The 12,833-nt window shown below is 69.9% G+C and carries 7 protein-coding genes and 1 pseudogene; 5 read left to right on the top strand and 3 right to left on the bottom strand.

What is annotated here, in order from left to right; translation table 11 throughout:
• Window positions 1–3: 3 nt before the first annotated feature.
• The 3 genes from ACN20J_RS34910 to rpsO form a co-directional block, all read right to left on the bottom strand.
• A complete protein-coding gene (locus ACN20J_RS34910) occupies window positions 4–1,383 on the bottom strand; it encodes a M16 family metallopeptidase (RefSeq protein WP_055615910.1) in 1,380 nt (459 codons plus the stop codon).
• Complete coding sequence (locus ACN20J_RS34905; RefSeq protein WP_189845213.1) at window positions 1,380–3,596, bottom strand: polyribonucleotide nucleotidyltransferase; 2,217 nt, start codon at window positions 3,594–3,596, stop codon at window positions 1,380–1,382. The genes ACN20J_RS34910 and ACN20J_RS34905 overlap by 4 nt, the downstream gene beginning before the upstream one ends.
• Window positions 3,597–3,875: 279 nt before the next feature.
• Window positions 3,876–4,163 carry a 30S ribosomal protein S15 gene (gene rpsO / locus ACN20J_RS34900; protein ID WP_019075416.1) on the bottom strand — a complete coding sequence of 96 codons (288 nt, stop codon included), beginning with the start codon at window positions 4,161–4,163 and terminating at the stop codon, window positions 3,876–3,878.
• A 299-nt stretch (window positions 4,164–4,462) separates the two neighbouring features.
• On the opposite strand from rpsO, the gene ACN20J_RS34895 reads away from it, so the two are divergent.
• The 5 genes and pseudogenes from ACN20J_RS34895 (at window position 4,463) to ACN20J_RS34875 (ending at window position 12,832) form a co-directional block, all read left to right on the top strand.
• Window positions 4,463–4,759, top strand: coding sequence for a DUF397 domain-containing protein (locus ACN20J_RS34895; protein ID WP_151481659.1), 297 nt, complete (start codon window positions 4,463–4,465; stop codon window positions 4,757–4,759).
• A gap of 410 nt (window positions 4,760–5,169) precedes the next feature.
• Window positions 5,170–5,298: pseudogene (locus tag ACN20J_RS34890) on the top strand (SCO5717 family growth-regulating ATPase); the annotation flags it as partial.
• Window positions 5,299–6,417: 1,119 nt separating this feature from the next.
• Window positions 6,418–9,483, top strand: coding sequence for an AAA family ATPase (locus ACN20J_RS34885; protein ID WP_419669013.1), 3,066 nt, complete (start codon window positions 6,418–6,420; stop codon window positions 9,481–9,483).
• A gap of 380 nt (window positions 9,484–9,863) precedes the next feature.
• The gene (locus ACN20J_RS34880; RefSeq protein ID WP_419667540.1) at window positions 9,864–11,702 is read left to right on the top strand and encodes an ABC transporter substrate-binding protein; all 1,839 of its coding nucleotides are present in this window, start codon (window positions 9,864–9,866) and stop codon (window positions 11,700–11,702) included.
• Window positions 11,703–11,764: 62 nt separating this feature from the next.
• The gene (locus ACN20J_RS34875; RefSeq protein WP_190232459.1) at window positions 11,765–12,832 is read left to right on the top strand and encodes an ABC transporter permease; all 1,068 of its coding nucleotides are present in this window, start codon (window positions 11,765–11,767) and stop codon (window positions 12,830–12,832) included.
• Window position 12,833 lies beyond the last annotated feature (1 nt).

Here is a 12,833-nt window from a genome sequence, read left to right as displayed (position 1 = left end):
GGGTTACGCGACCGCTTCGTGCAGACGGGAAGCCTGTTTGTCCTTCAGCGGGCCGATGACCGACAGCGAGGGCCGCTGTCCCAGGATCTCGCGGGCCACCTCCCGTACGTCGTCCGGGGTGACCGAGGCGATCCGGGTCAGCATGTCGTCGACGGACATCTGCTCGCCCCAGCACAGCTCGCTCTTGCCGATACGGTTCATCAGCGCGCCCGTGTCCTCCAGGCCGAGGACCGTGGAGCCGCGGAGCTGGCCGATGGCGCGGCCGATCTCGTCGTCCGACAGGCCGTGCTCGGCGACCTGGTCGAGTTCGTCGCGGCAGATCTTCAGCACGTCGTGCACCTGGCTCGGGCGGCAGCCCGCGTACACGCCGAAGAGGCCGCAGTCGGCGAAGCCCGAGGTGTACGAGTACACGCTGTAGGCGAGGCCGCGCTTCTCGCGGACCTCCTGGAAGAGCCGGGAGGACATGCCGCCGCCCAGCGCGGTGTTCAGGACACCCAGGGCCCAGCGGCGCTCGTCCGTGCGGGCCAGGCCCGGCATGCCGAGGACGATGTGGGCCTGCTCGGTCTTGCGGCCGAGGAGCTCGACGCGGCCCGCCGTACGGATGGAGCGGGAGCCGTCGCGCGGGGCGATCGGCGTCGCGTCGGGCTGCTTGAGGGCGCCCGACTTCTCGAAGGCGGCGCGGACCTGGCGTACGACCTTGTTGTGGTCGACGTTTCCGGCGGCGGCGACCACGAGGTGGGTCGGGTCGTAGTGCTTCTTGTAGAAGCGGCGGATGCGGTCCGCGGTGAGGGCGTTGACGGTGTCGACCGTGCCGAGGACCGGGCGGCCGAGGGGGGTGTCGCCGAGCATGGTGTGCGCGAACAGGTCGTGCACGCAGTCGCCCGGGTCGTCCTCCGTCATGGCGATCTCTTCGAGGATCGCGCCCCGCTCGACGTTCACGTCCTCTTCGAGGATCAGCGAGCCCGTGAGCATGTCGCAGACGACGTCGATGGCGAGCGGGAGGTCGGTGTCGAGCACGCGTGCGTAGTAGCACGTGTACTCCTTCGCCGTGAACGCGTTCATCTCGCCGCCGACCGCGTCGATGGCGGAGGAGATGTCCAGGGCACTGCGCTTCTGCGTGCCCTTGAAGAGGAGGTGTTCCAGGTAGTGCGTGGCGCCGTTCAGAGCCGGCGTCTCGTCGCGCGAGCCGACGTGCGCCCAGATGCCGAAGGTGGCGGAGCGCACGGAGGGCAGGGTCTCGGTGACGATGCGCAGGCCGCCCGGGAGGGTGGTCTTGCGGACCGTACCGATGCCGTTCTCGCCCTTGATCAGGGTTTGGGTACGGGCGACGGCCCGCGCCTCCGAGGAGGTGCGGGCCGTCGCCGTGGAGCTACTCGACGTCACTTGTCGGTGTCGTCCTTCTTCTCATCGTCGCCTTCGCCCTCGATCACGGGGATCAGGGAGAGCTTGCCGCGGGAGTCGATCTCGGCGATCTCGACCTGGACCTTGGAGCCCACGCCGACGACGTCCTCGACGTTCTCCACGCGCTTGCCGCCGGCGAGCTTGCGGATCTGCGAGATGTGCAGCAGACCGTCCTTGCCCGGGAGCAGCGACACGAACGCACCGAAGGTCGTCGTCTTCACGACGGTGCCCAGGTAGCGCTCGCCGACCTCCGGCATGGTCGGGTTCGCGATGCCGTTGATCGTGGCGCGGGCGGCCTCGGCCTGCGAGCCCTGGGCGGCACCGATGTAGATGGTGCCGTCGTCCTCGATCGTGATGTCGGCGCCGGTGTCCTCCTGGATCTGGTTGATCATCTTGCCCTTCGGGCCGATGACCTCACCGATCTTGTCCACGGGGATCTTGACCGTGATGATCCGCGGGGCGTTCGGGGACATCTCGTCCGGCGTGTCGATCGCTTCCATCATCACGTCGAGGATGTGGAGGCGGGCGTCACGGGCCTGCTTGAGGGCCGCGGCCAGGACGGAGGCCGGGATGCCGTCCAGCTTGGTGTCGAGCTGGAGGGCGGTCACGAACTCCTTGGTGCCGGCGACCTTGAAGTCCATGTCGCCGAAGGCGTCCTCCGCACCGAGGATGTCGGTGAGGGCGACGTAGTGCGTCTCGCCGTTGATCTCCTGGGAGATCAGGCCCATGGCGATACCCGCGACGGGGGCCTTCAGCGGCACACCGGCGTTCAGCAGCGACATGGTGGAGGCGCAGACCGAGCCCATGGACGTCGAGCCGTTGGAGCCGAGGGCCTCGGACACCTGACGGATCGCGTACGGGAAGTCCTCGCGCGAGGGCAGGACCGGGACGATCGCGCGCTCGGCGAGCGCGCCGTGGCCGATCTCGCGGCGCTTCGGGGAACCGACGCGGCCGGTCTCGCCCACGGAGTAGGGCGGGAAGTTGTAGTTGTGCATGTAGCGCTTGCGGGTCACCGGGGAAAGGGTGTCCAGCTGCTGCTCCATCCGGAGCATGTTGAGGGTGGTGACGCCCAGGATCTGGGTCTCGCCACGCTCGAACAGCGCCGAGCCGTGCACGCGCGGGATGGCCTCGACCTCGGCGGCGAGCGTACGGATGTCCGTGACGCCGCGGCCGTCGATGCGGACCTTGTCCTTGATGACGCGCTCACGGACCAGGGACTTGGTCAGCGAGCGGTACGCGGCGGAGATCTCCTTCTCGCGGCCCTCGAACTGCGGGAGCAGCTTCTCGGCGGCGATCTCCTTGATGCGGTCCAGCTCGCCCTCGCGCTCCTGCTTGCCGGCGATGGTGAGCGCCTGGGAGAGCTCGCTCTTGACCGCGGCGGTCAGGGCCTCCAGGACGTCGTCCTGGTAGTCGAGGAAGACCGGGAACTCGCCGGTGGGCTTGGCGGCCTTGGCGGCGAGGTCGGCCTGGGCCTTGCAGAGCACCTTGATGAAGGGCTTCGCGGCGTCCAGACCGGAGGCGACGATCTCCTCGGTCGGCGCCTCGGCGCCGCCCGCGACCAGCGCGATGGTCTTCTCGGTGGCCTCGGCCTCGACCATCATGATCGCGACGTCGCCGTCCTCCAGGACGCGACCGGCGACGACCATGTCGAAGACGGCGTCCTCGAGCTCGGTGTGCGTCGGGAACGCGACCCACTGGCCGTTGATCAGCGCGACGCGGACGCCGCCGATCGGGCCGGAGAAGGGCAGACCGGCCAGCTGCGTGGACGCGGAGGCGGCGTTGATCGCCACGACGTCGTACAGGTGATCGGGGTTGAGCGCCATGATCGTGGCGACGACCTGGATCTCGTTGCGCAGGCCCTTCTTGAAGGACGGGCGCAGCGGGCGGTCGATCAGGCGACAGGTGAGGATGGCGTCCTCGGAGGGACGGCCCTCGCGGCGGAAGAAGCTGCCGGGGATCTTGCCGGCGGCGTACATCCGCTCCTCGACGTCCACCGTGAGGGGGAAGAAGTCGAGGTTTTCCTTGGGCTTCTTGGAGGCTGTGGTGGCCGACAGCACCATGGTGTCGTCGTCCAGGTACGCCACGGCGGAGCCGGCGGCCTGCTTGGCCAGGCGGCCCGTCTCGAAGCGGATGGTGCGGGTGCCGAAGGATCCGTTGTCGATAACGGCCTCGGCGTAGTGGGTCTCGTTCTCCACTAGCGTTTTCTCCGATACTTTTCGTCTTTTGTCCCGATCCGCCCGTGTGGCGGGGGGACGTGAGCGGAGAAGCGCGCCTTCTGGTGCGGGCCGGTCTTCGATCGAAGCACCCGGGGTTCGCATCGCCCGGGAGCCACTACCGAGGACCGGCGGCGGCGAGGTGCACTTCTCCTCGTGAAACTGCGTCGTGCTACCACACTACAAAGGTGCAGTGACACTCCGCACGTACAGCAAAGGGAGCGGCCCCCTAAGAGTGGGAACCGCTCCCTTCACGGCGTCTTACTTGGCGCCCGCCGCACCGCGGCGGATGCCCAGGCGGTCGACCAGCGCACGGAAGCGCTGGATGTCCTTCTTCGCCAGGTACTGCAGGAGGCGACGGCGCTGACCGACCAGGATGAGCAGACCACGACGGGAGTGGTGGTCGTGCTTGTGGGTCTTGAGGTGCTCGGTCAGGTCCGAGATACGGCGCGAGAGCATCGCGACCTGGACCTCGGGGGAGCCGGTGTCGCCCTCCTTCTGACCGAACTCGGTGATGAGCTGCTTCTTCGTAGCGGCGTCGAGCGACACGCGTACTCCTCGTAGTCTTTGAGTAGCCACCGAGTGCCCCTGGTCCACATCTCAGGGGAGCTTCCGTAACTCGGGAGGCGGGGATCCGCTGGGCGCGTCCTCCAGGGCCCCTGAGGGGCGGTCCGGGGGTGCGTACACATACGGCCGTCACACAGCGTACCAGGAGGTAGGGGTCCCACCGACCGGGGTTCCCGGAGTCCGGGGAGGCCAGGGGCGGTCCCAGTAGGGTGACGCGACAGTTCGTTCGTCGGGTCGGGGCCGTACGTCGGATGCGTACGCCGGGAAGGGGTCGCTTCGTCATGGCCGAGGCAGAGGACAAGGACGTCAAGGCGCGCAAGGAGCGGGAGAAGGACGAGCTCTACGCCCTCGACATCTCCGGTGTCGAGTGGCAGAGCGCGCCGGGCACGGAGGAGCACGAGGAGCGCGTCGAGATCGCGTACCTGCCCGGGGGCGCGGTGGCCATGCGGTCGTCCCTCGACCCGGACACGGTCCTGCGGTACACGGAGGCGGAGTGGCGGGCCTTCGTGCTGGGGGCGCGCGACGGCGAATTCGATCTGGAGCCGGCGCCGCACAATGGTGGGGTTTCGGCGGAGTAGCCGAGTGACGGAGTAGCGGACCAACCGCCTTCGAGCACGCGAGGGGCCGGTGGCTTGTATGCCACCGGTCCCCTTTGTTGTGTTCGGGGTGCCGTTTCCTTGGGCCGGGGGCCACACGGAGAGCCGGGGGCGCGCTTCTTACGCGCACTTTTGTCCATTTTGCCGTCCGTACAAGGCCGTTCATACGTCACTTCTGGGCAGAGTGTGACGCAGTGGCTGGGACCGGAGGGGTGGACGGGCCTGCCGTGGGGGTGGTTGTGGTGATTAGGCTGGGGTGGGCGCGGCAGCAGAACCCGGGGACGGGACCGCCGCGTCGCACAGGGGGATCCGGGGCGCGATGAACAGCCTCGGACGATCGGAACGGTCGCCCCAGCTCGGTATGAGGGTGCTCGACCACACCAGGAGGAATTGTGAACAGCGATCGGGACGGGATCCGCGGGGGCTGGGCCACACCCGGCGATGACCAGTCCGACGCGGAGTCCGCCGTCGAGACGACGGGCGAGTTCACCATCGACTACGCCCCTCCCGCCTGGTACACGCAGAACGCGTCGGGGAGTTCGGAGGGGGCCTCGCCGACTTCGTCGGCTTCGTCGGCTTCGGTCGAGGAGGAAGAGGAGTCGGGCGAGGCGAAGGTCTCGGACGGGTCCGATGCGACCGACGGGGCCGGTCCGGCCAGCCCGGCGAACGGGGCGGACGGGGCGGCGGCTGCGGGGGTGCCCGCGACGCCCTCGGTTTCGCCGGCTTCCGTGCCTTCCTTCGCGCCCGGGGCGCCTTTTACTCCGCCCGCTGCTGTGCCGCCTCCTTCTGCTCCTGTTCCCCCCTCTACTCCTGACAGTGGTGCGGCTGCCGTTCCGCGGTTGCCTGTGGGGAGTGGGTTCGAGCCTCAGGCTCCGGCTCCCGTCCCGCCTTCTGCGGGTCCTGCCGGTCTGCCGAATCTCCCGAACCTCCAGGCTCCGCCGGTGGTGCCTCCGGTCGATGAGCCCTCTGGTGAGGTCGAGGAAGACAGTGGGGACATCGAGAGTGGCGCCACCATGCGGATCTCCGCCGTCGCTGTGAAGAGGGAGGTCTCGGAACGGGCCGACGCCGAAGCCGAAGCCGCGGCTTCGGACGAGGTTGCCGTCGATGACGCCCAGAATTCGGACGACAGCTCCGACGCGGAGGTCGTCGAGGTGGCGTTCGGGCGTGAGTCCGATGACGACGACGGCGTGGATGACGTTGACGACGTAGATGGCGTGGATGGCGTTGACGAGGGAGCCGAGGTGGCGGCCTCCGAGGGCGTGGCCGCGGTTTCCGATCAGGCCGACGCGTCGGACGAGGTTGAAGCGGCTGAGTCGATCGACTCGGCCGACGCGGTCGACGAAGACGAGGATGTCGTCGCGGACGATTCCGCAGGGGTCGTCGAGTTGCATCAGGTTGACGTCGACGCCGAGGACTCCGTTGACGTCAGCGATGCCGTGCCCGTGGCGGACGTCGAGCCCCAGGACGCGGAGCCGAGCGATGCGGCGCCGGAGACGGAGGCGGGCTCTGACTCGGAATCTGACTCTGAGCCGGAGGATGCCGCGCCCGCGAGCCAGGCCGAGCCTCAGGACGCCGAGCCGCAAGACGCCGGACCCCAGGATGCCGAGCCTCAGGATGTAGTGCCCGAGCCCGCCGCGGACGTGGCCGACGCAGTTCAGGACACGCCTCCCGCGTGGGCTCCGCCGCCGGTGCCGCAGGGCGGGCTTCCGCCGTTGCCGCCCTCGTACCAGCCAGCCGCGCCCGCTTCGGCCGCGCAGTGGCCCGCTTCCGCGGAGAGTGAGGGCGGGCCGTCGTCTGCGGAGACTCCGGCTCAGCCGTCCGTACCGCCGCAGGGCCAGCAGCCCTTCCAGCCGCAGGCTCCCCAGCCTTCGCCGCAGGCCTGGCCCGCCACACCCGTCGCGCCTGCCGCAGCCGACGCTCCCGCCGCAACCGCGTCGCCCACGCCGCCTGCCGTTGACGCACCCGCGCCGACTCCCGTGCAGCCGGGTGGTTACGGATTCCCTCAGTTCAGCGCTCCGGGTACGGCTCCCGGTCCGCAGGACAGCGCTCCCCGTACGACTCCGGAGCCCCAGGACAGCGTCCCTGGTACGGCTCCTGCGGCGCAGGCCTCTCCCGGCTTCCCGCAGCCCGGACCTACGACCGCACCTCCGGCTCAGGCTCCCGCACCAACTCCTGCGCCCGCACCGACGCCTGCGCCTGCGCCTGCTCAGCAGAATCCGGCCCCGGTACCTCAAGGCGGCTACGGCTTCCCGCAGTCCGGCCCCGCTGCCGCCCAGCCCACTCCCCCGGCACCGCAGGCACCTCAGGACGGTTACGGCCTCCAGCAGCCGGGCCTTCCCACGCCGCCCCAGCAGCCTGCTCCGGCCCAGCCCGCTCCGGCGGCGCCGAACGCCCCGGCGCAGGCTCCCGGTTACGGGTTCCCGCAGCAAGGGACCCCCGCCCCGAGCAACCCCAACGCGCCCGGCCCGCAGCCTGGTTACGGGTTCCCGCAGCAGGGCGCTCCGGCTCAGACCGGGCCCAGCGCACCTGCGCAGCCGCCCGCCGGTTACGGGTTCCCCCCGCAGGGGACGCCTGCCCCGAGCGCGCCCAACGCGCCCGCCCCGCAGCCCGGTTACGGGTTCCCGCAGCCCGGTGCCACGCCCGCCGCGAACCCCGCGGCGCCGCACGTGCCCCACCAGCCGGCCGGAGCCGAAGCCGGATCGGGCTACGGATTCCCGACGCCCGGGACGCCCAACCCGCCCGCCCAGCCGGGAGGTTACGGATTCCCGCAGCCGCCGGCCGCCCAGGCCCAGGCGCCCGCGCCCCAGGCGCCTGCCCCGCAGGCCCCGGCCCCGCAGCAGGCAGCCACCCCTCACCAGCCCGCCGCCCAGCCGCTCCCCCAGCAGGGACAGCCCCACCACCAGCAGCCCGTACCGAATCAGCCGAACACCGGCGCGGGCCAGCCCGGCGTACCCCAGCCGCAGGCCCATCAGCCACAGCCCCAGCCACACCAGCCGCAGGCTCACCAAGCTCAAGCTCCAGCCCAGCCCCAAGCCCAGCAGCCCCCCGTCGACCCCCGTACCGGAACCGCCTGGCCGCAGCCCGTTCAGCATGATCAGCGGCAGCCGACCAACCCGGGGGCGCCGCTCGGCTACACCGCGGCCGTGGAGCTGTCGTCGGACCGGCTGCTCAACAACAAGAAGCAGAAGGCGAAGAGCGGCCGACCCGCTGCCGGTTCCTCCCGGTTCAAGATCGGTGGGAAGAAGGAGGAGGCCGAGCGGCAGCGGAAGCTCGAACTGATCCGTACGCCGGTGCTGTCGTGCTACCGGATCGCCGTCATCAGCCTCAAGGGTGGTGTGGGCAAGACGACCACGACCACCGCGCTCGGCGCCACGCTCGCCACGGAGCGGCAGGACAAGATCCTCGCCATCGACGCCAACCCGGACGCCGGTACGCTCGGCCGCCGTGTGCGCCGGGAGACCGGGGCCACGATCCGTGACCTCGTCCAGGCGATCCCGTACCTCAACTCGTACATGGACATCCGGCGGTTCACGTCCCAGGCGCCCTCCGGGCTGGAGATCATCGCCAACGACGTCGACCCGGCCGTCTCCACGACGTTCAACGACGAGGACTACCGGCGCGCGATCGACGTGCTCGGCAAGCAGTACCCGATCATCCTCACCGACTCGGGTACGGGTCTGCTCTACAGCGCCATGCGAGGCGTACTCGACCTCGCCGACCAGCTCATCATCATCTCGACGCCGTCCGTGGACGGTGCCAGCAGCGCCAGTACGACGCTGGACTGGCTGTCGGCGCACGGGTACGCGGATCTGGTGTCGCGGTCCCTGACCGTCATCTCCGGAGTGCGCGAGACCGGCAAGATGATCAAGGTGGACGACATCGTCAGCCACTTCGAGACGCGCTGCCGGGGCGTCATCGTCGTGCCGTTCGACGAGCATCTGGCAGCCGGTGCCGAGGTCAACCTCGACATGATGCGGCCGAAGGTGCGCGAGGCGTACTTCAACCTCTCGGCGCTGGTCGCCGAGGACATCGCGCGGCACCAGCAGTCGCAGGGCCTGTGGACGTCGGACGGCAACCCGCCGCCGGTCGCCGCCCCTCCGATGCCGGGCCAGCCCCTGCCCGGCCAGCCGATGCCGGGGCAGCCCGCGCCGGGCCAGCCGTATCCGGGCCAGATCCCCCAGCAGGGCCAGCCGCCCGCGCAGCCGGGTCAGCCCTATCCGCAGCAGCATCAGCAGCCCCAGCAGCACCCGGGCCAGCCGTACCCGCAGCACCCCGGGGCTCAGCCCCAGCACGGGCACGGCGCCCCGCCGCAGCCCGGCGGCTACCCGCAGCCGCCTCAGCAGCAGCACGCCCAGCCCGGTCAGCATGCTCAGCCGCCCGGCCAGCAGGGTCACCCCAGCGCCGCCCCCCAGGGCTGGCAGCCCCAGCCCGCCCCCGCCCAGCCGGGCCAGCAGCACGGTCACCCTGGTCAGCCGGGTCAGCCCCAGCCGGGCGCCCCCTTCCAGCAGCCCCCGGCCCCGGTCGCCCCCGGCCAGCCCTTCAACCCGAACGCCCCCGCGCCGGCACCGGCACCGGCCCCGGGCCAGCAGTTCCAGCCGGGGCAGCCCTACCAACCCCCGCAGCAGGCGGACCAGGGAGCCCAGGACCCTCAGGCTCCCCAGGCCCCCCAAGGTCAGACCCCGCCGCCTCCGCCGCCCCACCAGTAACCGGCGTCCCCCGTAACCCATACGGCCGAACTCGCCGCTCCCGTTCCACCCCGAAGGGCCCGCCCCGTAACCCACGGCGCGGGCCCTTCGCGTACCCCCGGAGACCTCCCGGACGCACCCCGCCCACCGGGGCCCAAAACGCCATCACACCAGCCACGTTTCCTGCCGCCACGCTCCGACCAGGGCCCCTTCACCGGTATGGACCAATGGCCGTGAAATCAGCGTCAACTCGTTATTTCCGCAGGCCACACGGGGTTCCCGGGCCGTTGACGCGTGCCGACCGGCGCTGATAGACACTCACATCTGCCCGGCCGCGGTCACCGGTTCGAGCAGTGCAACAGCCCATCTCCGTGCGAGTGATGACGCGAGGTCAGCGACCCATGGACACACACGACCAGTACGGCGCGAGAGGCACTGTCCTCCGCCTCCTCGCGGCCGCCGGCACCGCGGCCCTCACTCTCACGGTCGGTCTCGTGACCCCGCTCAACCCGGCGCCCCAGCAGGCCGAGGCGGACGGCAAGAAGGTCCTCACGGTCGCGGTGGCGCAGAGCGTCGACTCGCTGAGCCCGTTCCTCGCGGCGCGGCTGGTCAGTACGAGCATGCACCGGCTCACGTACGAGTACCTGACCAACTACGACCCGAAGGACAACCACGCGGTCCCGGGACTGGCCACCAAATGGGAGCCGTCCGCGGACAAGCTCACCTGGACCTACACGATCCGCGACAACTCCAAGTGGTCCGACGGCAAGCAGGCCACCGCCGAGGACGCGGCGTGGACGTTCAACACGATGATGACCGACGAGGGCGCGGCCACCGCGAACGGCAGCTTCGTCGCGAACTTCAAGAAGGTCACCGCCCCGAGCCCCACGAAGCTCGTCATCGAGCTGAAGAAGCCGCAGGCCACCATGGCCGCGCTGGACGTGCCGATCGTGCCGAAGCACGTCTGGGAGAAGGTCGACGACTTCTCGAAGTTCAACAACGACAAGTCCTTCCCCGTCGTCGGCAACGGCCCCTTCATCCTCACGGGCTACAAGGCCGACAGCTACGTACGGCTGAAGCCCAACAAGTCCTTCTGGCGCGGGGCCCCGAAGTTCGACGAGCTGGTGTTCAAGTACTACAAGGACGGTGACGCGGCGGTCGCGGCCCTGCAGAAGGGCGAGGTGTCGTTCGTCTCCGGGCTCACCCCCGCGCAGGCGGCGGCACTGAAGGGCCAGGCGGACGTCACGGTCAACGACGCGCCGGGGCGTCGCTTCTACGCGCTCGCCACCAACCCGGGGGCGCGGTCGAAGGACGGCGAGAAGTTCGGCGACGGCCACGCGTCACTGCTCGACCAGAGGGTCCGTCAGGCCCTGTTCATGGCCGTCGACCGCGAGACCGTCGTCGACAAGGTCTTCCAGGGCCACGCGGAGGAGGGCGAGGGCTACATCCCGCCGCGTTTCTCCACGTACTACTGGCAGCCGTCCGACGGCCAGAAGATCACGTACGACCCGAAGAAGGCGGCCCAGCTCCTCAAGGAGGCGGGCTATCTGAAGAACGGTGACGGCAAGCTCGTCGGCAAGAACGGCAAGCCGGTCACCTACCGCGTCCTCTGCCACGCGACGGACCCGCAGGACAAGGCGGTCGGGAAGTACCTGCAGGAGTGGTGGGGCAAGCTCGGTATCGGGGTCGAGCTCGACTGCCGGGACAACGTGAGCGATCCCTGGCTGGCGGGCGAGTACGACCTCGCCTTCGACGGCTGGTCGGTCAACCCCGATCCCGACTTCGTCCTCTCCATCCACACCTGCTCCGCGCTCCCGGCGACGCCCAAGGACATCGGCGCGACCGACAACTTCATCTGCGACAAGAAGTTCGACGAGCTGTACGCCCAGCAGCTCGCCGAGTACGACCCCGCCAAACGGGCGGAGATCGTCAAGCGGATGGAGTCGCGGCTGTACGACACCGGGTACATGAACGTCATGGCGTACCCGAACGCGGTCGAGGCCTACCGCACCGACCAGATCGCGTCGATCACGAAGATGCCGGAGGCCGCGGGCAACATCTACGGCCAGGACGGCTACTGGAGCTGGTGGTCGGCGACTCCGGCCGCCGCCAGCGAGTCCTCCGACGACTCGAGCCAGACAGGCGTCATCATCGGCATCGTCGCGGGTGTCGTCGTCCTGGCGGGTCTCGGGGTGTTCTTCGCGATGCGCCACCGCGCCACCGCCGAGGACCGCGAGTAGCGGCCCGGTACCGGGCACAGCCAGCCAGTCAGTCGGGAGTGGCCGAGAGTTGAGAACCGTTCATGACCGCTGAAGCGACACCCCCGCTGGTCGGGAAGACCGACGGTCCGGCCCCCGCCGGAACGTCGGTCCGCGGGCCGCGGGCGCGCACCACCGCCGGATATCCGCGGTACGTGGCGGGCAAGCTGGGCGGCGCGGCCGTCTCGCTGCTCGCCGTCCTCGTCACGAGTTTCTTCCTCTTCCGGCTGATCCCCGGCGACCCGGTGAAGTTCATGACCGGCGGGCGTCAGGTCTCAGCCGAGCAACTGGCCGCCTACCGGCGGGAGTTCGGGCTCGATCTGCCCATGTGGGAGCAGTTCACGGACTACTGCGGCAAGGCGCTGACCGGCGATCTCGGTACGTCGTACCAGTTTCGGGCGCCCGTCATCGACAAGATCACCGAGGCCCTGCCGAACACGCTGCTGCTCACCGGCACGTCGTTCGTGCTCTACACGGCACTCGGCATCTTCCTCGGCACACGGGCGGCCTGGCGCAACGGCCGGCTCGGCGACCGGCTCAACACCGGTCTCGCGCTGACCCTCTACTCCATCCCGTCGTTCTGGCTGGGGCTGCTGCTGATCATCGTCTTCGCGGTGGGCATCGGGCCGATCCCCGGTCTCTTCCCGACGGGCGGCATGGAGTCCGGCGACGAACAGGGCTTCGCGTACGTCCTCGATGTCGCCCATCACCTGGTCCTGCCCGTCGTGACGCTGGTCGCGGTCGAGTACGGGCAGACGCTGCTGGTCACGCGCTCGGCGCTGCTCGACGAGATGGGCAGCGACTATCTGACGACCGCGCGGGCCAAGGGCCTGCGGGACGATCTCGTACGCCGCCGCCATGCCGTTCCGAACGCGCTGCTGCCGACGATGACGCTGATCTTCATCAACCTCGGCCGGACCGTCGCGGGCGTGATCCTGGTCGAGACGGTCTTCTCCTGGCCTGGCCTCGGCGGGCTCTTCTACCAGGCGCTGAGCGTGCCCGATCTGCCGCTGGTGCAGGGGCTGTTCTTCGTCTTCGCCGCCGCGGTGATCGTGATGAACACGCTCGCCGACCTGATCTATCCGCTGCTCGACCCCAGGGTGGGCCGATGAC

It is taken from the genome of Streptomyces sp. 2-1 (assembly GCF_048564895.1).
GTDB classification, from domain to species: Bacteria; Actinomycetota; Actinomycetes; order Streptomycetales; family Streptomycetaceae; genus Streptomyces; species Streptomyces phaeochromogenes.
This window is presented reverse-complemented; position numbering and strand designations above follow the sequence as displayed.

Bases quoted from the DNA above. Each gene is read 5' to 3' on its own strand.
- ACN20J_RS34895 (WP_151481659.1), top strand. From the start codon at position 4,463: ATGGCCGAGGCAGAGGACAAGGACGTCAAGGCGCGCAAGGAGCGGGAG.
- ACN20J_RS34880 (WP_419667540.1), top strand. From the start codon at position 9,864: ATGGACACACACGACCAGTACGGCGCGAGAGGCACTGTCCTCCGCCTC.
- ACN20J_RS34875 (WP_190232459.1), top strand. From the start codon at position 11,765: ATGACCGCTGAAGCGACACCCCCGCTGGTCGGGAAGACCGACGGTCCG.